Origin of the sequence: Thermococcus sp. P6, assembly GCF_002214525.1 — an archaeon.
Lineage (GTDB): Archaea > Methanobacteriota_B > Thermococci > Thermococcales > Thermococcaceae > Thermococcus.
Genome location: NZ_CP015104.1, coordinates 181,311 through 201,941, shown reverse-complemented (window position 1 = coordinate 201,941; position 20,631 = coordinate 181,311). Strand labels below are relative to the sequence as shown.

16 protein-coding genes and 1 tRNA gene are annotated in these 20,631 nt (G+C 54.9%); 8 read left to right on the top strand and 9 right to left on the bottom strand.

Going from position 1 to position 20,631, the window contains the following annotated elements; genetic code table 11:
• Positions 1 to 106: 106 nt before the first annotated feature.
• The 4 genes from A3L12_RS01140 to A3L12_RS01125 form a co-directional block, all read right to left on the bottom strand.
• Complete coding sequence (locus tag A3L12_RS01140; RefSeq protein WP_198300052.1) at positions 107 to 481, bottom strand: hypothetical protein; 375 nt, start codon at positions 479 to 481, stop codon at positions 107 to 109.
• 163 nt (positions 482 to 644) lie between these two features.
• The gene (locus A3L12_RS01135; RefSeq protein ID WP_088881899.1) at positions 645 to 1,805 is read right to left on the bottom strand and encodes a 60S ribosomal export protein NMD3; all 1,161 of its coding nucleotides are present in this window, start codon (positions 1,803 to 1,805) and stop codon (positions 645 to 647) included.
• An 83-nt stretch (positions 1,806 to 1,888) separates the two neighbouring features.
• The gene (locus tag A3L12_RS01130) at positions 1,889 to 2,191 is read right to left on the bottom strand and encodes a DUF424 domain-containing protein (RefSeq protein WP_088881898.1); all 303 of its coding nucleotides are present in this window, start codon (positions 2,189 to 2,191) and stop codon (positions 1,889 to 1,891) included.
• 65 nt (positions 2,192 to 2,256) lie between these two features.
• The gene (locus A3L12_RS01125) at positions 2,257 to 6,528 is read right to left on the bottom strand and encodes a S8 family serine peptidase (protein ID WP_088881897.1); all 4,272 of its coding nucleotides are present in this window, start codon (positions 6,526 to 6,528) and stop codon (positions 2,257 to 2,259) included.
• A gap of 204 nt (positions 6,529 to 6,732) precedes the next feature.
• On the opposite strand from A3L12_RS01125, the gene A3L12_RS01120 reads away from it, so the two are divergent.
• The 8 genes from A3L12_RS01120 (at position 6,733) to A3L12_RS01085 (ending at position 16,047) form a co-directional block, all read left to right on the top strand.
• Entirely contained in the window at positions 6,733 to 7,401 is a 669-nt protein-coding gene (locus tag A3L12_RS01120; RefSeq protein WP_088881896.1) for a hypothetical protein, read from the top strand.
• A complete protein-coding gene (locus A3L12_RS01115; protein ID WP_088881895.1) occupies positions 7,398 to 8,372 on the top strand; it encodes a hypothetical protein in 975 nt (324 codons plus the stop codon). The genes A3L12_RS01120 and A3L12_RS01115 overlap by 4 nt, the downstream gene beginning before the upstream one ends.
• A 3-nt stretch (positions 8,373 to 8,375) precedes the next feature.
• Entirely contained in the window at positions 8,376 to 9,497 is a 1,122-nt protein-coding gene (locus A3L12_RS01110) for a hypothetical protein (RefSeq protein WP_088881894.1), read from the top strand.
• Positions 9,470 to 10,873, top strand: coding sequence for a glycosyltransferase family 39 protein (locus tag A3L12_RS01105; protein ID WP_088881893.1), 1,404 nt, complete (start codon positions 9,470 to 9,472; stop codon positions 10,871 to 10,873). Before A3L12_RS01110 ends, A3L12_RS01105 begins: the two co-directional genes overlap by 28 nt.
• A gap of 128 nt (positions 10,874 to 11,001) precedes the next feature.
• A complete protein-coding gene (ppsA, locus tag A3L12_RS01100; protein ID WP_088881892.1) occupies positions 11,002 to 13,353 on the top strand; it encodes a phosphoenolpyruvate synthase in 2,352 nt (783 codons plus the stop codon).
• 124 nt (positions 13,354 to 13,477) lie between these two features.
• On the top strand, positions 13,478 to 14,344 hold the full coding sequence (locus A3L12_RS01095) for a DUF2334 domain-containing protein (protein WP_232462898.1): 867 nt from the start codon (positions 13,478 to 13,480) through the stop codon (positions 14,342 to 14,344).
• Complete coding sequence (locus tag A3L12_RS08495; RefSeq protein ID WP_088881891.1) at positions 14,319 to 14,681, top strand: hypothetical protein; 363 nt, start codon at positions 14,319 to 14,321, stop codon at positions 14,679 to 14,681. The genes A3L12_RS01095 and A3L12_RS08495 overlap by 26 nt, the downstream gene beginning before the upstream one ends.
• Positions 14,650 to 16,047 (top strand): MATE family efflux transporter, encoded by a 1,398-nt coding sequence (locus tag A3L12_RS01085; protein ID WP_088881890.1) that lies wholly within the window; start codon positions 14,650 to 14,652, stop codon positions 16,045 to 16,047. Before A3L12_RS08495 ends, A3L12_RS01085 begins: the two co-directional genes overlap by 32 nt.
• A 65-nt stretch (positions 16,048 to 16,112) precedes the next feature.
• On the opposite strand, the gene A3L12_RS01080 is transcribed toward A3L12_RS01085, so the two are convergent.
• From A3L12_RS01080 to A3L12_RS01060, 5 genes are all read right to left on the bottom strand, one after another.
• A tRNA-Leu gene (locus A3L12_RS01080) sits at positions 16,113 to 16,200 on the bottom strand.
• A gap of 56 nt (positions 16,201 to 16,256) precedes the next feature.
• Positions 16,257 to 16,940 carry a ribose-5-phosphate isomerase RpiA gene (gene rpiA, locus A3L12_RS01075; RefSeq protein WP_088881889.1) on the bottom strand — a complete coding sequence of 228 codons (684 nt, stop codon included), beginning with the start codon at positions 16,938 to 16,940 and terminating at the stop codon, positions 16,257 to 16,259.
• Between the two features lie 4 nt (positions 16,941 to 16,944).
• Positions 16,945 to 17,295: a hypothetical protein gene (locus A3L12_RS01070; RefSeq protein ID WP_335755177.1), complete on the bottom strand. Its 351-nt coding sequence runs from the start codon at positions 17,293 to 17,295 to the stop codon at positions 16,945 to 16,947.
• Positions 17,296 to 17,334: 39 nt separating this feature from the next.
• Positions 17,335 to 18,669, bottom strand: coding sequence for a pyridoxal-phosphate dependent enzyme (locus tag A3L12_RS01065; protein ID WP_088881887.1), 1,335 nt, complete (start codon positions 18,667 to 18,669; stop codon positions 17,335 to 17,337).
• 9 nt (positions 18,670 to 18,678) lie between these two features.
• Complete coding sequence (locus A3L12_RS01060) at positions 18,679 to 20,625, bottom strand: beta-CASP ribonuclease aCPSF1 (RefSeq protein ID WP_088881886.1); 1,947 nt, start codon at positions 20,623 to 20,625, stop codon at positions 18,679 to 18,681.
• Between the last annotated feature and the right edge of the window lie 6 nt (positions 20,626 to 20,631).

Below are 20,631 nucleotides of genomic sequence, written 5' to 3'. Positions count from 1 at the left end.
TTTATAATCTATTCCAATAGAGCTCCAATTGTCGCCAGATTTAAACCATCTTGGCAATGAAAAATACATATAGAAAAGTCCTTGATTACTACCAGGGCAACCATGACTAAACCCTGGTTATGTTGGTACCATCCTCGTTTCTAAGGGAAGTATAGCCGCCTATCGTGCAATCACGGAAATAACCAGATCCACCATACGCTTTGTTTAATGTGAAAACAAAATCCTCCCCATCGTAATCCTTGATTGAATTATGGCATTGAACTACAGCCCAAACAGTGGAATTAAGGTTGTCATAGCTGTCCACCACGTTATATTTGATAGCATGCCCCACCGTTATATTAAAATAATCCAAACTACTAAAGTATTCACCACTGGGCTCATCTGGATTTGCTGAAGCTGCTGGAACTATGCCCGGGAAAAAGCTGAATAACACTAAAACCACGCAAATACCGGCAAGAAACTTTTTCTTCATCACCACCACCCCTATATTTATTCATTTTCGTTTTAAATATTGATGTAAGAGCATATATAAAGATTTCTGATATTTCATATTCGTATATACGGTCGTTCTTCCCCCGGAATGTCTCTTACTGGTTGAAAATCAATGAAGGCATTTTGATCCTTCTTTGCCCTGACGTGCTTTATCAAATCTTTTCCACGTAATATTTTCCCTTCACCTTAATGAGCCTGTAGACTCTACCTTCTTCCAGATCTATGTGGGGACGTTCTATTTCAAAAGTTTCATAACTTTCCATGTCCATGAGCTGGACTTCCCCCGGAGTTACGCTCGTCACCATGGCGTTAATCTCCTCGTGCTCCACCCTCTCTATTCCATCTCTCTTTACGGTTCTCCAGTCCCGGTGCTCCTTTTCCAGCGTTTTGAGGTTCCTCATCTCCATGCCCCTGCCGTCGATTCCCTCGACCTCGTAGACGTTTCCCTTCCTGTCCTCCACGATGTCCCCCTTTAAAAACCCGGGCAGGCGAACGCTCACGCTCGTCCTGTAGACCTCTTTGCTTGTCATCCTGTCCTGACCGACCAGCTCGTAGGCCTCGCTTATACTCCCACCGAAGCGCTCCTTTATCGCATGGGCGAGCTTTCTTGCCGAGGAGGTGGACCCCATGTAAAAATCGAGCCCCTCCTCCTTCTCTATGGTGTCCTGAATGAAGCCCATCCTGTCCCTGCGCATTATCTCGTCCACCTTCTCCTCAACGAGTTCCCCAACGGCCTTACGCTCCTCCTCCGTGAGCGGTCTGCCCTCGGCCCGAACCTGAAGGATGGCCTCGAAATAACCTCCCAGGAACCTTGAACAGCGAGGGCAGACGGTCTGGCGGACGTAAACCGTAACCTTTCTCGTTTCGTCGTGGAGTTCGCGCTGAAGCTCGTGTATCCGGGCCTTAACGCGAACCTCGTAGGTTATTATTGCCGGGAAGTGCTCGATGTGCCAGTCAACGGGCTGGAAGCTGACGAGGGCCTTTCCAACCGGAAGTTTTTCAACCTCCTCGAGCTCTTTCGGAGAAACCACCTCGAACTCCCTGACCCTTTCATCGAGGGAGTTACCCAGAACCTCGAGGAGAGCGCTCTCACTTACCTCGAACAGCAATTCCTCGAGCTCGTAGCTTTGAGGATCGACCCAGACGCCTCGTTTCTTATAGCTGCCACAGTTCTGGCAGAGCTCGGTGTCTATTTTGTCATCTATAAGCAGTACAGGGTTTTCCTTTCTAAAGCACACCTGACAGAGGCCCTCTATCAGCGGGCCGCCCTCGCTCTCACCTATCCCGCACCTGTAACAGAACCTCTCGCTCATGTTGGGCCATTTGAACGGGGTGGAATATAAAGGTTATCGCCCCGGGGGAGGGAAAACACTAGGAAAGAGAATGACAGTCCGGTTCATAACTTCAGCATCTTCGCCATCTGGGCGTGGGGAACTCCCTGGATCCGCAGTATCCTCGCTTCATCGACGTAACCGAGCTCCACGGCCCTGCCAACGCATCTTTCCCCGGTTAGGTTGGCTATTGTGGCTTTCTCTAAAAGCTCTTCCAGTGCATCCTCTTCAACAAGTTCACCCTTGTAGAACCTCTCCTTAACTTCCAGTTTAAGCTTTCCTTCCCTGAACGTTCTTCCGAGGAGCTCCTCGTCGCATGCAGCCAAAAGAACCTCCCCCTGAACCCGGTATACCCTAACGTATATCACGAATCAGCCACCTGTAGTGAAGAGGTGCGGAGGTTTAAAAGGATTGGTAAAGAAAAGACAGGGCATCAGCCCTGAGTCTCGATTTCCTCTATTGCCTTGTTGAGGAGGCTGTAGGCCCTTATGATGTTCATGTAGGCCATGCGGAGGTTCGGCAGTGCCCCTATCCCCATGCTCTCCGCCTCCGGAACCATGAACTTCTTGGCCTTCTCATAGTACGTGTCGGCGAGCTGCTTGTAAGCCATTGCCTCCTGCAGGGTTTCGTTGTCGACGCCGAGCTCGAGGGCCTTCTGGTAGAGCTTGTCGAACTTTATGTCGTACATCCAGTAGAGCATGTACCAGACGTAGTTGTAGGTGCTGACGATCCAGCGGGAGGTCTTGTATTCTACCGTCAACGTCACCGGGGAGGCGTATTTGACCTCCACCACGGCGTACTTCGCGTTCTGGCCCGTGAGGAGGTAGTAGCTCACCACGTGATCGCTGTTTATCTCAGCGTACTGGGTGTCCGCGGGAAGCGTCACGAGGACGTATCCGGTCGTTCCGCTCGGACCTTCGACGGTTAAGGTTATCTCCTTGCCCGTGTCCGTGTAGTCAGTTACCGTGCCGAGACCGAGAGCAACGTACGGTGGCAGCTGGGTGGAGGAATATACCGCGCTCTGAACAGGCTCCTTAACGCTGACGGTTACCTCCTTTGACGCGTCCTGATAATAGTCGCTGAAGACAGCTATCTGGAACGTCTCCTCCAGTTCGAGCGGTGTGAAGTAAACCTCGACTTCACCGTTGTCCGTGTAGTACTCTTTGCCGTTTACGAGGACCTTCGCCGGGAGACCTATCCTTTCCATCGTTGAGAGGTCAAGGAGCCTTATCGTCAGCTTTGATTGTTCTCCGAGGGTTGCTTCTGGATAGACAGCAACGTACATCTCCGGCATTCCAACCTGGAAAATCATCGGAGCGTAGGTCATCGCTTCTCCGGTGTCAGCGTTCAGGAGACCGAGTATGCCGAGGTAGGTTCCGCTATCTGAGAGTTCCACGTTGGCGTTGATGGTCCTGGAGGTTCCGGCATCGAAGCTGAAAGGCGTGCCGTCGACACTCACGTCACCGTTGTCGCCGAGGAGCTGGTAGTAGAAGGTGTAGTGGATCGGGTTGTAGCCGACTGTGTCGTAGCCGTAAACCGCAACGAGGTAATATCCCGGCTCGGGCATGAACTTCTCGAAGACCTCATCGCTCGTCGGGCCGATCTGGTCGTAGTAGAGGGTGTAGTTTGCGAAGTTCATGAGGTCATCCAACGTTGGGAAGTAGTAAACGTACAGGTCGAGGTCCGCGCTGGAATTCTCTGGCTCGGTGATTCCAAGCCTGAGGAAGTAGGTCGTCGGGTTAACTATGAACACGCCGATAGTATCAAACTCGTCCTGGCTGACGTTTCTGGTCATCGCGTAGGCTACGTCAAGCCTTCCGAGACCGTAGCCAGCTACGCTGGCGTTGAAGTTGCCGTAGTCGTTGGTGACCTTCGCCGTAACGGTGACGTTCGAGGGCTGGGCGGTGTCCTTCTTTATGATCTCAGGGGATATCGAGACGGAGGCACTCTCAACCTCGATTTCGTAGTGGGCATCCGTATAGCCCGTTCTGGCGTAGGAGCTGACGCTGACGTAGGCTGTTATCTCCCACGTCCCATCGACCGGGTTATCAACGACCCACGTGTACTCAAGCGGTCCACCCGGACCGACGTAGTAATATCCGGGCACACCATCGTAGACCACTTCACCCATTGGTCTCGCGATGACGAGCTTGACCCTTCCCATCGGGTTGCCCTGCTCATCCGTTGGCACGCGAAGGGTAACGCGGAGCTCCTTCGTGCCGCGCGGAACCTTGAAGAAGTAGTGCTTGGCCTCACCCGATCTGGCGGTGTCGGACAGCTTGGCGTGGTTCTCTCCATTGGGGTTCATTGGTACGTCAACGACGACCGGGATGTAGCCGTCAACGTAGCTCGTGTCTGGATCGTCTATATAAACAAGTCCGACGTAGGTGCCGCTCTTCTGGAGCTTGGAGTAGTCGATGTTTATGGAGAACTGGCCCATTACGTCACTTATGTACACCGCATTGGCGCCGTAAATGGTGACCTCCGTCGTGTTGGGAATTATCCAGTCAACGCTGGTGCTTATACTGTAGGTCTTGTTCTCGAAGACGTACCAGAGACCCCATCCGGGCTCGTATACCATCGGTGAGAAGTACACCGGAACGCTACCCGGATACTCGTTCCTTATGTAAACTCCCCTGTAGAGGTAGGGGAAGCCGAACATGTACTGGAAGTACCCGTTGAAGTCAACGTATGCCTGTGAGATGGGTATCATTGGCTCCTCGATCGGGTTCTTGAAGCTCGTGAACGTTGTTCCTCCAAAGATGTAGGTGGTTGGTTCCTCGCTGAGTTCCTCGAGTTTTTCTATGGCCTTGTCGACCTGTATGAGACCGAACCCCTGATCTATCATCGTCTGGTTGGTGGGCTCGGCGCTGAGCTCGAGGGCGCGCCTTATCATTATCGGGTTGTAGGTGATGTTGTGCTGCTTGGCGTAGCTTATCATCAGCGCAACGGCACCGCTGACGTGCGGTGTGGCCATTGAGGTGCCGCTCCAGAAGTCGTAGTAGGCGTATGAATTATTGTTCATGACCGTGTACCACAGCGGGAGGCTTGAGAATATGGCCGTTCCCGGCGCCATAACATCCGGATCGATCATACCGTCGTCCCTCGGCCCCCTGCTCGAACTCATGGCCGGGCCGTTCGCAACACCGGGCAGGCCGTAGAGGAGATCCCATCTATCGCTCTCCCAGTAGTTGCCGACGGTTATCACGAGGTCGCTGTCACCCGGGGAGTGGACGGAGTTGGTACTCGGTCCCTCGTTTCCGGCGGCTATGGCGAAGGTAACCCCATAAAGGTCAGTGATCAGGTTGGCGTAGAAGTTTTCGGGGCTCTCTATACCGTCGTTTATCTCACCGCCACCGCCGAGGGACATGCTTATGACATCGGCACCGTTAAGGGTGGCGTATATCATGCCGTTGATTATCCAGCTGTACCTTCCAAAGCCGAGCTCTCCCGGAAGGACCTTTACCTCCATGAGCTGGGCGTTGGGTGCAACGCCGTAAACATCATGGAAGACAGGATCGCTGGGCAGACCGACGCCCGCTACCGTACCGCTGACGTGGGTCCCGTGTCCGTGCGCGTCCCAGATGAAGTATGCCTGTCCATCATCCGGATCGAACTCGGCAAAGGCGACGTTGACTTTTGTGGAGTTAACGGTAACGTAATCGTGGGTAAGGTCGAATATACCCATCGGTTGGTCGTTGGTGAAGTTGTTGTCGAGGTTGAAGTCTATGTAGGCTATAAAGTTCCCGCTCTGGTTAACTATCAGGACGGGATAAACGTCGCTGAGATCACCGAAGAGACCGAGCTCATAGGGATCGTTGGGAGTTCCGGTGAAGTTGTTGAGGTCGAAGTACCTCTCCGGAAGGAGGCCGAGGTAGTAATCGTCACCGCTTATGTTCCCAACGTAGTAGGTGCCCATGGTGTAGTTGGTCTCGGCCGGGTGGCCGTAATAGAAATAGTAGGCTCCCCAGTCGATTGTGACGTTCTGGTTTACCTCTATGGTTCCGTTGGAGGTGGTGTTGGTCGAGTAGTAGATATCAACCCTTCCCTCGTCGCTCGCGTCGTGTACGTCTATGATCTTTGGCCTGCCATCGAGGGTTATCTGGAGGAAGGGGTGCCCGACGTCGACACCGGTATCGAGGACTGCAACGGTAACGTTATCGCCGTAGACCCCGTAGTCCATCCAGGTGTCGTAGGCCCTTATGGTAAAGACGCTCATGAACATGTCGGGAAGGTTTGGTAGGTCCTTCTTGGGAGAAACCTCACCGATCCCCGCCTCCGGGGCTACCGGTTCTGGCAACTTAACGGTTTTATCCTTCCACACGTGCAGTATTCCCGGTATCTCGGCGAGCTTTTCAACGTTTGAAACGGGCATTTCAATGACGATGAACTGGAGTTCGGGTTTGCTTATCGGATCTACCTTTCCAAGCTTTTTAATGGCGTTGTAAACTTCAGCCGCGTGGTCCTTATCGGGTGCCACTATCAACCTCACACTTTTATCGCTGTTCTTAAGAACGGCTTCGATCTCCTTCTGTAGAACGTTGCCCGGGATGAAACCTGAGGATCCTTTTTCGACCGCTGGATCCGTGACCTTCTGAGTGGCGGTTACCGGGGTAGAGGGAGCCGCCTGCACTGAATAGGCCGCTGGAACCGCCCCGAGTAGCATCACCACTACAATTAAAATGCTCAACGCTTTTCTACCCATCCTGACACCTCCGACTTGTAATGCTCAACTATACCCTGAGTGGAGCATCGATATAAAGATTTCGCCTCGAAAGCCCTTTCGTGAGCCGTAAGGGGAGTATAACACCGGCGGTGACTACGGCAGCTGTCCCTCGGAAGGAAACCCCGGGGAAAGGTATAAAACCAGCCCCTCCAAAGGGACCCAGCAGAAAGTGTGGTGAGTGATATGGACTGGAAAAAACCCGTTGCGGTCATATTGCTTATGGTTGCGCTCGGATTCATAATAAACGATCAAGTAAAGCACTATCAGGGAGCCGAGATCTACGAGGCGGCCAACAGGGCCTACTCCCTGCTCAGGAAGGGATTTAACGTCACGCTCGAGGTGGAAAGCGTCGATGGAGAGAGAATGGAGGGCACCCTTATAAGCGTCCGCGGATCCACGATAACCGTACTCTCCAACGGCAGGATCGTCACCATCGGCGGGCCTGAGGCAACCGAAGAGGACGTAAGGGCGAGGTTCATAGGGATCAACTACAGCGGGAAGGTTTACGTCTACAAACTGATCCCGCCCCTCCGTGGAAAACTCGGGGACATAGTGGATAACCTGACGGTGGAGGCCCACTCGGAAAGGTTCAGCGGGATCCTCTACATCGATGGAAGGGTTAGCCCGATCGAACTCGGGGAGCTGAAGTACAGGGCCGATTATCTGACTTACGGTTCCATCACGATAGAGCACATGACCTCCGAAGGGGCGGTGATAACCGCCAACATGGTGCCCATCCAGTTCCTTAAGGAAAGCCTGTCGGATCACACCGTTTACATGTACGGTACCCTTTACGTCAACTCGGAGGAGAGGAACCTTCCACTGGAATTGCTTGAGGTGAGAAGCGGATGAGGAACCTGCCCCTCCTCATTCCCCTGCTCTTCATGACCTTCGTGTCCCTTGGACTGGCCCGGCCGGAGACCCTCATAGTGAGCTGCCTCTTTGCCCTATCCATCTTGGCGGGCATATGGGCGGGGGAAAGGGTTAAGTGGAGGGATAACGGTCTGGGGATCGAGGAGAAACACGTAATCTGGGCGTTCTGGATTTCTATAGCGCTGGTTTTCATCCAGATACTTATGCTGGGGAACGTTCCCCTCCTGAACCCGGCCGTCAGAACTTCCCTAAGCCCGCGCCTTACGGCTTTAACCTATTTTCTGGGGGTCCCGGCGAGCGTGTACCTTTTCCTCAGGGGCAGAAGGTACGCCCTCCTCTACCCCTTCGTGGTGGCCCTTTACGCCTACAGAACCCCCATTCTGGTGAGCCTTCTCGCCATCGGAGGCGCTTACTACGAAACCGCGATGGAAAGGAAGGGACCGGGGGGTTACCGCATAGCGGGGCTCCTTCTTCTCGCCCTCCTCCTCGGGGTAGGGATCGGCTTTATGAGGGGTGAAACTCTCCAGAGTCTCTGGACGAGGATTCAGGGGACCACGTCGGTTCTGGACGTTATAATCCTCCGGACGGGCTGGCATGGTTTCTACCACGGTGAGCTGCAGTTCAGCGGGATACAATCCTACATAATCGGGGGCTACTCACCGAGGGGACTGATAGCGAAGTTCCTCTACATCAAAACAGGGGCCACGATAACCGGAACCCTGCTCGGTGGCATCTATCTCGATTTTGGCATTTTCTCCCTCCTCGAAGGCTTCATCCTCGGCCTCTACTACGGTACGATAAAGGAGGCGACCGCCACTTCAACCCTGGCCCTCTACTACTCCACCCTCGCCTATGGATTGGTTGGGGTTGAAACCGGCATACTCGACCTCCCGGTTTATCTGCTCTTCATTCTCGGGGCCTACGTCGTGATAGACGGTCTGAGGCGTTGAGAAATGAGGCTGAACTCGATCCTATGGGGTTTCCTTATAACCTACACCCTCTGTGGGATAGTGGCGAAGCTGATCTTTAACGATCTTCTCCCCTCTCCCCGGTTATTGCCCCTCATCTACGCCCTCGCCTTCTCCGGCGCTATGGTAACCGGCTACATGACCGCGGAGAGGTTTCCCGTAAGGGTCAGGATCCTGACCTACGGCCTCGTTGTAGTGCTCGTCCTCTCGGCCCTCGGGTCGTGGGGGTTTTTAATGGCCCTGCCCATTGTAGCAGCCCCCCCGGTGTTTGCAAGGGAAGAGGGAAAACGGGTTAAGGAAAGGCTCGCTTCAGCTTCCTTAACCACCGACACGCTCCTGATCGTGGCAGCCGTTGCACTTGTCGCGTTTCCCCTCGTTACGGGCAGAGTACCTCTCCTTCACCCCGGGCTGAGGTACACCGGTGTGAGGTTCTTCTATCTTGCCTCGGGGTATCTCATAGCCGCTGCCATCTCCCTGAGGGGTGACTTTCGGGTCTTTCTGCTCGGTCTCTTTGTGGCGGTGGTTTCGACCTTCAGAACGGTAGCTGTTGCGGTAACCGTGACCTACCTTCTGAGGCTGATGGGGGAGAAAAGGACAAAGCCCGGGAAAGGGCTCTGGTTAAAACTGAGCGTTATAACCGCGGGCGTTTTGATAGTCTTTCTGGTGAGGTATCAGGCCACGCTGAGCACGTACCCGGAATGGAGACTGGGCTTTTTTGGGACCCTGCTTCACCGCATGGGCCTGACCTACAGCGTGTACGAGAGGCTCTTTAGCATGGGGATGCCATGGGGGAACCCGGAGATACTCCTCTCAAAGGATCCCAAGGGTTACGTTGGGAGACTGTTTGGAAGCAGCGTGGGTTACAGTTACACGATCTTCGGCCAGCCATCCCACGATTTTGGGGTCTTTGGCATCGTCGAGGGGTTTCTCCTCGGGGGCATACTCAGGGATGCGGAGTGGATGGAGAGCACCAAGGTTCTGGCGTTAACGCTCTTCATCCTGATGGTGCCCATAGGGATAGACGCCTTCTTCCTTCCTGCCGTGGCCTTTCTGGCCTACAGCGCACTGGGAGGGATAATATGGGAGAGAACAGGAAGCTGGCTTTAATTCCCTTCATCGGAGCATTGATCCTTGGGATAGCGACGTTTCCGCCGTGGAACACCCTTACCTACGACGGGGCTCTGTACATAGACATAGCCCGCAACCTGGCCAGAAACGTAACGGACTTCACCTATCAGGGAGTTTACATGATGTACAGGCCACCGCTGTATCCCTACACGCTCTCGGTTCCCTTCAGGTTCACCCCACTGGAGCTCCACCTCACGGTGGCGAGGCTGGTTTCCCTCCTGAGCTTCGCCCTCACGGCCCTTTTAGTATACCTCCTGGTTGAGGAAACCTCGAACGACCGGGTAAGGGGCATCATCGCTTCCTGCTTTTACGTTTTGAACCCCCTCGCCTTTACCATGGCCACAAGGGAGCTCGTCCACAGCGAGTTCACCCTGTTCTACACCCTCGCCGTTTATCTGCTGTACACGGGCAGAAAGCGGAAGAGCACCGCGAGAATATACCTCGCCTTCGTCTCAGGGGGGCTGGCGATACTCACCCGTTACACCGGGCTTTCCATCATCGGCGTTTTCTTAGCATACCTCTGGCTGGTGGATGACTGGGAGTGGGTCAGGAGGAGGGAATACCTGCTGGGCTTCCTTCTCCTGGGCTTAACCCTTGCCCCGTGGCTCTACATGGGGCATCTTTACTACGGCGGGGCCCTGAGGCCCTTCAGCGTTGCTTCGAAAGTCGTGACCCTCGACCGACCGGTTTCGGCAGGGGAATACGTGAAGATGCTCCTTCAGGATCTCGGGTATCTCCTCCCGGCGCTGGCCGCTGTCGGTTTCCTGAGGATAAAGAAGGACGAAGAGGGGTGGCTTCTGATAAGCTGGCTTTTCATTGGCCTCGCGGGGATAATGGCGGTCACCCATAAGGAGACGAGGTTCATAACGTTCCTCTCCCCGGCGATAGCGGTGTTCGCATCCGGGGGAGTTTTCCTCCTGATGGAGGGTCTTGAGCGGGCGTTCAAGAGGTACGGGGTGGAGGTTTCCCCCGAGGGGAGGATCGCGGCGGCGCTGCTCTTAACTGCCTTCCTCATCGTTCCGGTTGGGCTCAGGGGTATGGACCTTAAGGAGGAGTGGAACTCCGTGGGGAGCGTTGAGTCGGAGGTTCTCAGGTACGCGTCGGAGCACTACGAGGCTGATACCCTGCTCGTGTCCCCGGGGCTTTACACGATGGCCGGACTCTACTACCCGGACGCCCGTATCGATATGCTACTCCCGGAGGGCAGGGCGGGGGAAAGGGTGGCCGATGGTTATTACGATTTGATAATCCTGAAGAATCCGGAGGCAAACCTGAACCTGACCGGGAAGTACATCAGGGTGGGGGAGTTCCACGGCGGGACGTTTGAGATCTTCATAAAGAAGGAGAAAGGGTGAGGATTGAGAGAATGGACACATCTATCTCTCTTCTCATTTCTGTACTCTGGAGAACAGCCGTGGATAGTTAATTTTAAATACGGACCCGGGATATACCACCCGCAGTAAGCATTTGTGGAGGGATTGGCATGAGCGAATACAGGTTTATAAAGTGGTTTGAGGAGCTTGGAAAGGAGGACGTTCCCCTCGTTGGCGGTAAGGGGGCCAACCTTGGGGAGATGACCAACGCCGGTATTCCGGTTCCGCCCGGGTTCTGCGTTACCGCCGAGGCCTACAAGTACTTCGTTGAGAACGTAAGGCTCGAGGACGGTAGGACCCTTCAGGAGTGGATTATGGACGTTATCGCCGGGACAAACGTTGATGACTCCAGACAGCTTCAGGAGAACACCGCTAAGATCAGGGAAAAGATAGTCGAAGTCCCAATGCTCCCGGAGATAGCCGAGGAGATCGAGAGGGCCTATAAGGAGCTCTCACAGAGGTTCAACAAGGATGCGGTTTACGTGGCCGTCCGCTCCTCCGCCACGGCTGAGGACCTCCCCGAGGCTTCGTTCGCGGGCCAGCAGGAGACCTATTTGGATGTTTACGGTGTTGAGGACGTTATAGACAAGGTTAAGAAGTGCTGGGCCTCACTCTGGACCGCGAGGGCAACCTTCTACAGGGCCAAGCAGGGCTTCGACCACAGCAAGGTTTACCTCAGCGCGGTCGTCCAGAAGATGGTCAACAGCGAGACGAGCGGTGTGATGTTCACCGCCAACCCGGTCACCAACGACAGGAGCGAGATAATGATAAACGCCGCCTGGGGCCTTGGCGAGGCCGTCGTTAGCGGAAGCGTTTCCCCGGACGAGTACATCGTCGAGAAGGGCACCTGGAAGATAAAGGAGAAGTACATAGCCAAGAAAGAGGTCATGGTTATCAGGAACCCCGAGACGGGGAAGGGCACGGTTTATGTGAAGGTCGCGGACTTCCTCGGCCCGGAGTGGGTTGAGAAGCAGGTTCTCACGGAGGAGCAGATCGTTGAGGTCGCCAAAATGGGCGCCAAGATTGAGGAGCATTACGGCTGGCCTCAGGACATAGAGTGGGCCTACGATAAGGACGATGGAAAGCTCTACATCGTGCAGTCAAGACCCATCACGACCCTCAAGGAGGAGGTTAAGACGGAGGAGGCTGAGATGACCGAGGAGATGAAGGTACTCCTCAAGGGTCTCGGGGCCTCACCCGGAATCGGCGCAGGTAAGGTCGTGGTAATCTTTGATGCGAGTGAGATCGACAAGGTCAAGGAAGGAGACGTTCTCGTAACCACTATGACCAACCCCGACATGGTTCCGGCCATGAAGAGGGCGAGTGCCATCGTAACCGACGAGGGTGGAAGAACCTGCCACGCCGCTATCGTCAGCAGGGAGCTCGGCATCCCGGCCGTCGTTGGTACCAAAGAGGCCACCAAGGTTCTCAAAGACGGAATGCTCGTAACGGTTGACGGTACCAGAGGTGTCGTCTACGAGGGCATCGTCAAGAGCCTCGTCAAGGAGAAGGAGGAGAAGGCCGAGGGCGGAAAGGTTGTCGTCGCAGGCGCTCCCCTTGTAACGGCCACCGAGGTCAAGGTCAACGTTTCCATGCCCGAAGTTGCAGAGAGGGCCGCAGCTACGGGTGCCGATGGCGTCGGTCTCCTCAGGGCAGAGCACATGATCCTCGGCATAGGCGCCCACCCGGTCAAGTTCATCAGGGAGGGCAAGGAGGAAGAGCTCGTTGAGAAGCTCGTGGAAGGAATTAGAACCGTCGTTGAAGCCTTCTACCCGAGGCGCGTCTGGTACAGAACGCTGGACGCACCAACGAACGAGTTCCGAGAGCTTCCGGGTGGCGAGGAAGAGCCCGAAGAGAGGAACCCGATGCTCGGATGGAGGGGAATCAGGAGAGGTCTCGACCAGCCGGAGCTTCTCAGGGCCGAGTTCAAGGCCATCAAGAGGCTCGTCGATGAGGGCTACGACAACATCGGCGTCATGCTCCCACTCGTCAGCCACCCCGAGCAGATCAGGAAAGCCAAGGAGATCGCCCTTGAGGTCGGCCTCGTTCCCCACAGGGATGTGGAGTGGGGTGTTATGATCGAGATCCCGGCCTCGGCGCTGATCATCGAGGACCTCGTCAAGGAGGGCCTTGACTTCGTAAGCTTCGGAACCAACGACCTCACCCAGTACACCCTCGCCATCGACAGGGACAACGAGCGCGTCTTCAAGCTCTACGACGAGAAGCACCCGGCGGTGCTTAAGCTCATTGAGAACGTCATAAAGGTCTGCAAGAAGCACGGCGTTGAAACGAGCATATGCGGTCAGGCCGGAAGCGATCCAAAGATGGTAAGGAAACTCGTCAGGCTTGGAATCGACAGTGTCTCCGCCAACCCCGATGCGGTCGAGCTCATAAGGAAGGTTGTTTATCAGGAAGAGAAGAAGATAATGCTCGAGGCCGCAAGGAAGGCTCTCAGGGAGTGAATCCTTTTATTTCCATTTTTCTACTTTCTACTTCCTAATTTAGCAATCTGTGGTTTTTAGGGGACATTGAACATTAATCCTTACAAGGACAAACTTTTTTAACTCTAAAATGTAATGCCATGTGGTGGTGTGTTTGAAGCTCAGGCTTTTTATCATGCTCATTGTACTGATCTCCCTTCTCCCCATAGGTATAATTCACAGAGAGGACTCTCCAACCATGGAGTACGAGGTTTCAAGCATCACCACCGCCGGTTATGAGAATTATACCTCTTATAAAGCGTTATTTTTGAGTTCCAATTTTTCCAGCCCCAACATGCGGCTCTCAAATTCCAAACCCGCCCAACCTATTATATTCCTTCATGATGTAACCCCCAGGTACTTCATGGAGCTTCGGAAAGTTGTGAAAATCATAGACAGACACAATTACTCTTCCAGAACAGTCCTCTTCGTAATTCCCCGCTTTGATCCCCCTCACTATGGCGATAAATGGGACTTGAGGCGAAACCCCCATTTTGTCTCATATCTCCATGAGCTCCAAGCAAAAGGGTACAGGATAGAGCTTCACGGTTATGAGCACACATTCCATGAATTCAACTGTTCGTATGCTAAAGCCGGGGAGAAGCTCGAAAATGCAACATTCTTAATGGAGAGCGTGGGATTTGGAAATTTCAGCTTATTTCTACCCCCTGCATGGGCATTGAACAATGAGTCCATTGATGCCATTGAGGAATATAATCTGACAACGATCATGCCCGATTACTTTATACTCCCAAACGGGAGCATAAAAAGGGTGTGGAATCATGAATATACATGGTACATTGAGAGAAATGAGACTGATATACGGGTTTCGATGGCACTCCGCGACTACAACCGGACCAGCAGGGCAGGGATTCCCTTCTATCTCTCCCTTCATCCCCAGACCATAATCTATGGAGGCGGGCTGAAATTTCTGGATGAATTTCTGAATGCTATGTTGCAGATTAACCCATGAATTGGACTATTTATCAGTTGGATACAGAGCGGGCCTTGATGGAGTTTACAACGAAATCGAGCCACCCGGTTATGTTGAGGGAAATGTCTACAAGATGGATGAAAAGAAGAAGGAAGAGCTGGGGATTGAAAGCCTCCCGTCAAGCTTGGGTGAGGCACTGAAAGAGCTTAAAAAGGACAGCGTCGTCAAATTAAAGGGGGCAATTAGGGAGACCGATTTTTGCGATCTTCTCCCTTCCTTTTACCGCCCTCTGGTCTTTTTATCCATAGTAAGGTTTTTATATCCACGTTTCGATGGATGTCTCAATGAGAAACGAGAAAGTCGCACGGATGCGTGAGGAGATACTCAACGGATCGATAGTGAAGACTCTATTGGTGTTAGCCTACCCTCTGATCATAAACCAGCTGGTTCAGGTTCTCTACAACCTGACCGATACCTTCTGGCTCGGAAAACTCGGGAGGGTGGAACTTGCCGCCCCCGGAACGGCGTGGCCGCTCGTCTGGTTTTTCATGTCTATTGGCATGGGTTTTGCGACGGCCGGCTTCGCCTTCGTGAGCCAGTACGTTGGAGCGGGGGAATACGAGAAGGCCAACAGGGCCGCCGGTGCGCTTTACTCCCTCATGATGCTCTTCGCCGTTGGCGTGGGTCTGTTTGGAGTTCTCTCGGCCCCTTACCTGCTCAGGTTTATGAGCGTCACGGATACGGTTTACCCGTACGCCCTCGCCTACACGAGGGTAATCTTCGCGGGCATTCCCTTCTCCTTCACGCTCTTTGCGTTCAACTTCCTCCTGAGGGCCATAGGCGACACCAGAACGCCGGTTAAAATAAACATGGCGACCGTGTTCCTCAACATCCTGCTTGACCCCCTGCTCATATTCGGCTGGTTCGGTTTCCCGAGGCTCGGGGTCATGGGTGCGGCGATCGCAACGATGCTGTCCAACACCCTCGGCTCTCTCGTCGGCGGTTACCTCCTCTTCACCGGGAGGGTTGGGATACACCTGACGATGGAGAACCTTAAGCCTGACCCAGCGTTCTACTCTCGCATCTTTCGGGTGGGAATACCCTCGAGCGTTGGTTCCTCAACGACCGCCCTCGGCTTCGTCATACTCACGAAGATAATCTTCACCCTCGGAGGAGCGTTCGGTAACGCCGACGTGGCCTTTTCAACCTACTCCATCACCAACAGGCTCACCAACTTCATGTTTGCCTTCTCGGACGGCATAAGCATGGCAATGGGTACGATGATCGGCCAGACCGTCGGGGCAGAGCTCTACGACAGGGCGAAGACCATAGCGGAGAAGGCGATGGCCATAAACTTCACGATACTCGGTGCTGGAACGTTGCTCTTCATCCTCTTCAGGGTCGAGATATTCAGGTTTTTCATCGACGATCCGGCGATAATAGCCGAGAGCACGAAGGTTGTGAGGTACTTCTCCGCCTTCCTCCCCTTCTTCGGGATCTTCTCGGCAGTGAACAACGTCTTCCGGAGCTCGGGTCACACGAAGAAGAGCATGTTACTTGCCATATTCCGCCTCTGGGTTCTTCGTCTCCCCCTGAGCTACGGCCTCGGGGTTCTCTTCAGGGACACCGCCGGGATGTGGCTTGGAATGGGCCTGAGTAACTTCATAGGGGCGCTGGTTGCCCTCGCGTGGTTCCTCAGGGGGAGCTGGATGAGTCGCATCATCGATTCCCCATCCTCGTGATTCTCCACGGAGCCCAACAGTACATCCCCCTGCCCCGGGGGGAGGTAAAAAGTCTGACTTCGATATGGTGCGGGGGCGGGGATTTGAACCCCGGAACCCCTGCGGGAGTGGATCTTGAGTCCACCGCCTTTGGCCAGGCTCGGCAACCCCCGCCTGAATCCAGAATCATGAACCGCAAACCGGTTTATAAATTTAACTAAGGGCAAAAATCAGCGTTCCATTCTTTTGACGCCTTCCCTCGTTCCCACCAGAACAACATCCGCCACGTCGGCGAAGATACCGTTCTCAACGACCCCGGGAATGTTGTTGAGCTCCATCTCAAGGTCGAGCGGATCAGCTATGCGGTGGAATCTAACGTCAAGGATGAAGTTGCCGTTTTCCGTGACGACGGGTCCGTCCTTTCTGGCGGCCATCCTCAGCTCGGCCTCGGCGTTGAAGATCTCCACCTCCTCCGCCACGGCACGCCAGACTTGAGGAATGACCTCAATGGGAACGGGCATCTTCTGGCCGAGCCTCTCGACGAGCTTGCTCTCGTCCACGAGGACGAGGAAAGTTCCGGCGCGGTATTCTATGGCCTTCTCCATGGTCAGGGCTGCACCGCGACCCTTTATGAGGTTCATGTTCGGATCCACCTCATCGGCACCGTCAACGGCTACATCTATAGCGTCCACCTCGTCAAGGCCCACGACGGGAACTCCGCTCTCAATGGCAAGGAGTCTCGACTGATAGGACGTGGGAATGGCGTAGACGTCCTGAAGCTCCTCCTCCATGATGAGCCTGCCGAGGTACCTGATGAAGTATCCTGCTGTGGAGCCGGTGCCGAGACCGATTACCATGTCGTCCTCCACGAACTTCAAAGCTTCCCTTGCGACGGCCTTCTTCAGCTCCTCCATGGACTCACCCCACCACCGTTCCGTTATGGGTCAGTCTGTAAAGCAGGCTCTGGTTCGAGTAGAACTCCGGCTGGAAGTTGACCATCACGGTGTAGCTTAGCATGGTGAAGTAAAGCCAGAACAGGAGCCATCCCCAGAAGGCCTTCTTGAGTATCTGACCCTCTTCAATCTCCGGCGGAAGCGTCTTTATCATCGCCATGACAACCTTATCCGTGAGGAGAAAGAGCACAAGGCCCGTAACCCAGCCGTACTGAACCCTGGTAGCTGCGATACCACTGACCAGACCACAGATGAGTCCCCAGAGGTAGACTGAGAGCGAGAACTTGTTTTCAGGCGTTAGCTTCACCTTCTTCACCCACGCTTAGCTTTAAAAAGACCTTTTAAAACCTTTCCGTTATTCCGAAAGCGTCTCAAGGAACTTCCGTCCCTTTTCCGTTAACCTGTAATACACCCGTCTCCCTTCCCTGTGGGATTCTCCTATGAGTCCAAGGCTCTCGAGCTCCCTGAGGTGCTGGTACACCGCCTGATACCTGACGGGTTTCCTGAGGGCCTCCCATATCTCGTAGCCGTACATTCTCCTCCCGCTGAGGAGCCTCAGTATCTCGAGCTTCGTTCCGCCAAGGGTGAACTTCTCCCGGGTTTCGTGGTAATGGCCCTTGAGGCCGGAACTCGTCACTACGAGGGCTATCCTGTCGTCCCTCTCGAAGTGTCCCTCTTCCGCGAGCTTGAGGAAGGCCGGGATTATGACCGCTGAAGCGTATTCCCCGAAGATGCCTTCTCCAGCAAGTAGCCTCTGCCCGAGGTCGAGCTCGTCCTCACCGACCACCACGGCGGTTCCACCCGTTTCCCTTATGGCCTCGAGGGCGAGTTCCTTCATGACCGGATCCTTAACGTACAGCGCAAGCGCCCTCGTCGGCTCGGCCCTCGGTTCGAGACCGAGAACCTCGCTCGCTATGGGGGAACACCTCTCCGTCTGGACGGCTATGAGTTCCGGCATCTCCTCGAGGACGCCGATCCTTCTGAGCTCGGCCAGGCCCCTGTAGATGCTGTAGAGGTTGCTTCCGCTCCCCGTGGGAACCACGATGTGGGTCGGCTTCAGCTCCTCCCAGAGCTCGAAGGCGAGCGTTTTCTGCCCCTCGAGTCCTATGATGTTGCTCTCGGGGGTGACGTTGTAGAGTCCCTCCCTCTCAGCAAGCTCCTCAGCGTAGCCTATGCCCTCATCGACGCTCTCACCGTAGCGTACGAGCTTTGCACCGAGGGCCACTATCTGGTTGAGCTTTCCCTCTTCGATCAGCTTCGGAACCACCGTGTAAGCCGGCTTTCCGGCCCGCGATGCGTATGCCGCGAGGGACGCAGCCGCGTTTCCGTTGCTCGCCACGATGAAGCCCTTCCGGGCGTAGGGCAGGCCGTAGGAGACGGCAACGGTGATGAGCCTGTCACGGAAGGAACCCGTGGGGTTTCGGGTTTCGTCTTTTATGAACACCCTCAGCCCGAGTTCCTCGCCGAGCTTCGCCCTCAGAAGGGGTGTTCCCCCCTCGCTCAGACTGACGATTCGTTTAACATCTGGAAGAAGCTCGCGGTACCTCCAGACGCCGGGCACTCTCCTTTCCCATCTGGAAACGTCCACCGAGTCGTAGTCGTAGCTGAGCCTGAGGGGTTCCCCGCAGGAGCAGGTGGGGGGAACAATGGAATCGTAGGGCCTTCCGCAGGAGGGACAGCGAACCCGCATCGGGATCCCTTACTTGAGCCTTATGGCGTCGAGGTTGTTCGGGGCCCTCGTTGAGATTCCGAACTTCTTGTGGATGCTCGTTGAGAGATCGAGGCACTTGTGGGACTCCCCGTGGACGGTTATGACCCTCTCGGGTTTTGGCCTCAGGCGGGCGACGTAGCTGATGAGCTCCCTTCTGTCGGCGTGACCGGAAAAGCCGTCGATGGTGTGAACCTCCATGTTGACGTTGACGACTTCCGTCTTTCCGTCCTCCCCGACCAGCGGAATCTCCCTCATGCCCCTCTGGACCTGCCTTCCGAGGGTTCCCTCGGCCTGATAGCTGACGAACACCATGCTGTTCTTCGGATCCGGGGCGAGTTGCTTGAAGTACTCCACGCTGGGCCCTCCCACGAGCATGCCGGAGGTGGCCACGATTATCGCGGGCTCACCCGAGTCTATTATATCCTGCCTCTCCCTGCTGTTGGCGACGGGCTTGAATATCGGGTTCAGGAAGGGGTTGTAACCCTCGTGGAATATCTGCTCGCGCAGGTGCCTGCTGAGGTACTCCGGGTAGGCGGTGTGTATGGCCGTGGCCTCCCATATCATCCCGTCGAGGTACACGGGCACGTCTATTCCACCGACGCGGGCGTACTCCTCGAGGACCATCATTATCTCCTGAGCCCTCCCAACGGCCATGGCCGGGATCAGGACCTTGCCTCCCCTCCTGATGGTCTGGTGGATGACCTCTATCAGCCTCTTCTCGGCCTCCTCGCGGGGCATCTGATAGTCGTTGCTTCCACCGTAGGTGGACTCCATCACGAGAGTCTCGAGGCGCGGGAACCTGTTCACGGCCGGCTCGAAGAGCCTCGTCGGGATGAACTTGAAATCACCGGTTATGGCTATGTTGTGGAGCCCGTTGCCTATGTGGAGGTGGACTATCGAGGAGCCGAGGATGTGGCCCGCGTTGTGGAGGGTGAGCCTTATGTCGGGTGCTATATCACGAACCTCCCCGTAATCGAGGGTTATCGTGTGCTTTATTACATCCTTGATGTCCCTCGGCCGGTAAAGGGGTTCTACGCCGTTCATCTTCTGTATCTCGATGAAGTCCTGCTGCAGGAGAACCATGAGGTCCCTCGTTGGTGGAGTGGCGTAAACGGGCCCATCAAAGAGCTTGTAGCGGAACAGGTAGGGGAGCATTCCTGAGTGGTCGAGGTGGGCGTGGGTTATAACCACCGCATCCAGCAGGCCGGCGTCGAGGACGTACCTGAACTCCGGAGCATCAAAGTGCGGAAAGGCCTTTTTGGGATCCCTGAGGGCCGCTACGTTGACGCCGAAATCGACAAGCACGTAGCTTTCGTTGGTCTGGAGGAGAAGGGCACTCCTGCCGACCTCCCTGAAACCGCCGAGACCGGTTATCCTGATCCAATCGCTCTTCAACTCGGGCTTGCGGTAGATGTTTCTTCCAACGTTCCTGAGAAACTTCCTGCGGTCTTTGGCCTCCGCCTGAAGTATCTGCCTTATCGAGTATATCGTCTGGCTCTGCAGGGGTGGGGTCCTAACCACTCTGGGGGCCCAGTGGACCCTCTGGGTTATGAGCCTGAGTGTTTCGCCGTTCTTTCCTATCACCAGCCCCGGTTTTCTGGCCTCTATGAGGACCTCGCCAACCGATGGATCAAAGCTTATGTTGCTTATCTCAGCCTCGGGCGGAACTATCTCCCTTATCAGCTCCTCCGCCTTCTCCGGTGGCAGAAGAACATCCGGATCGGGACGAACGCTTATGCGCTTTTTGAGAACCTTGGCGAGGTTCCTTATCAGGTTCTCGTCCCTCATTATCGCGTCGGGGTTCCTGACGTATATGACCAGCTCGGGTCCCTCGAACTCAACTTCCGTTATTCCGGCTTCCCTTGGAACCATCTGTCTTATAATTGCCTTTATGTCCTTCAAAACGTCATCAACGAACGTCTCTCTTCTTATCAAAGCCAT